The organism is Arthrobacter sp. Hiyo1 (assembly GCF_001263615.2).
Lineage (GTDB): Bacteria > Actinomycetota > Actinomycetes > Actinomycetales > Micrococcaceae > Arthrobacter.
This window is the reverse complement of sequence record NZ_DF952491.1, coordinates 1-1,821: the sequence shown is the minus strand read 5'-3', so window position 1 is coordinate 1,821 and position 1,821 is coordinate 1. Positions and strand designations below refer to the sequence as shown.

Here is a 1,821-nt window from a genome sequence, read left to right as displayed (position 1 = left end):
CTCGGCGACCGCGGCAAGATCGCGGCGGTACAGGATGTTGACGGCACCTTTGCGCCCATGACGCCGATTTGCGCCGTGGGCCAGGCCAGGTTGAGGTCCGCGCCGAGCTTCTTGGAACCCATGACGATGTACGCTCCGCCGTAGGCCTTGCGCGTGATGACCGTCAGCTTGGGCACGGTGGCTTCGGCGTAGGCGTAAAGCAGCTTGGCTCCGCGGCGGATGATGCCTTGGAATTCCTGGTCCTTGCCGGGCAGGAAGCCGGGGACGTCCACCAAGGTGATGATGGGGACGTTGAAGGCGTCGCAGTGGCGGACAAAGCGGGCGGCCTTTTCCGAAGCCGAGATGTCCAGCGTGCCCGCGAACTGCATGGGCTGGTTGGCCACGATCCCGACCGTGTGGCCTTCAACCCGGCCGTAGCCGATGATCACGTTGGGGGCGTAGAGCGACTGCATTTCGAGGAAATGGGCGTCATCCACGATCTGCTCGATGACCTTGCGCATGTCGTACGGCTGGTTGGCCGAGTCCGGGATGAGCGTGTCGAGGGCGAGGTCGTCGTCGTCGAGCTCCAGTTCCTGCTCGTGCTCCAGGACGGGCGCCTCGGACAGGTTGTTGGACGGCAGGAAGTCCAGGAGTTCGCGGACGAACTCGATCGCGTCGGCTTCGTCATTGGCGAGGTATGTTGCAGTACCGGTGGTGGCGTTGTGCTGGCGTGCGCCGCCAAGGGTTTCCATGTCCACGTCTTCGCCGGTGACGGTCTTGATGACGTCGGGGCCGGTGATGAACATGTGGGAGGTCTTGTCCACCATCACGATGTAGTCGGTGAGGGCGGGGGAGTAGGCCGCCCCGCCGGCGCACGGCCCATGATGAGGGAAATCTGCGGGACGACGCCGGAAGAATGGACGTTGTTGCGGAAGATGTCAGCGAACATCGCCAGCGAGGCGACGCCTTCCTGGATACGCGCGCCGCCGCCGTCGTTGATGCCCACCATCGGGCAACCGTTGCGGAGGGCGAATTCCTGGACCTTGACGATCTTCTCGCCGTTGACTTGGCTCAGGGAGCCACCGTAGACGCTGAATTCCTGGCTGTAGATGGCTACGAGGCGGCCGTCGACGGTGCCGTAGCCCGAGACGACGCCGTCGCCGAGGGGCTTCTTCTTCTCCATGCCGAACGCGGTGGAGCGGTGGACGGCCAAAGCGTCGAACTCTACGAAGGAGTCTTCATCGAGGAGCATGTCGATGCGTTCGCGGGCGGTGTTCTTGCCGCGGGCATGTTGCTTTTCGATGGCTTCGGGGCCGGACGGTTGTTCTGCACGGGCCTGGCGGTCGCGGAAGTCGGCAATCTTTCCCGCTGTCGTTGTCAGATCGTGGCTCATCAAATGTCTCCGGCTCTGTAGCTGATTTACGCTGGCACTGCTTTGTTAGGCATGCGCTCTTAAGTAGCATCCGTACAAAGTGCGGGCCCTGTTGGCTAGTCTAATGACGCAAAAGCCACAGACCGCTGTAGAAACCCTACAATTTTCCGACTTCAAGTCGAGCATCGAGTGATGTTACTCGCCAGTAACATAGTTGGGCTACAGTGTCCTCATGACCTCAAGCAACGATGCTTCTGCAAGCCCTGCCCTTCCCTACCAGGCACGTGGATCACTGAAGGGCCGCACCATTCTGATGTCCGGCGGCAGCCGCGGCATCGGCCTGGCAATCGCTACCCGCGCGGCACGTGACGGCGCCAACATCGTCATCATGGCCAAGACCGGGGAGCCACACCCCAAGCTTGAAGGAACGGTCTTCACGGCCGCCGAACAACTGGAAGCGGCGGGCGGCC

General features: G+C 62.4%; 2 pseudogenes. One reads left to right on the top strand and one right to left on the bottom strand.

Features of this window, described 5'->3' with window-relative positions:
• A pseudogene (locus AHiyo1_RS23870) lies at positions 1 to 1,372 on the bottom strand (acyl-CoA carboxylase subunit beta); the annotation flags it as partial.
• Between the two features lie 211 nt (positions 1,373 to 1,583).
• On the opposite strand from AHiyo1_RS23870, the pseudogene AHiyo1_RS23865 reads away from it, so the two are divergent.
• Positions 1,584 to 1,821 (top strand): annotated as a pseudogene (locus AHiyo1_RS23865) (SDR family oxidoreductase); the annotation flags it as partial.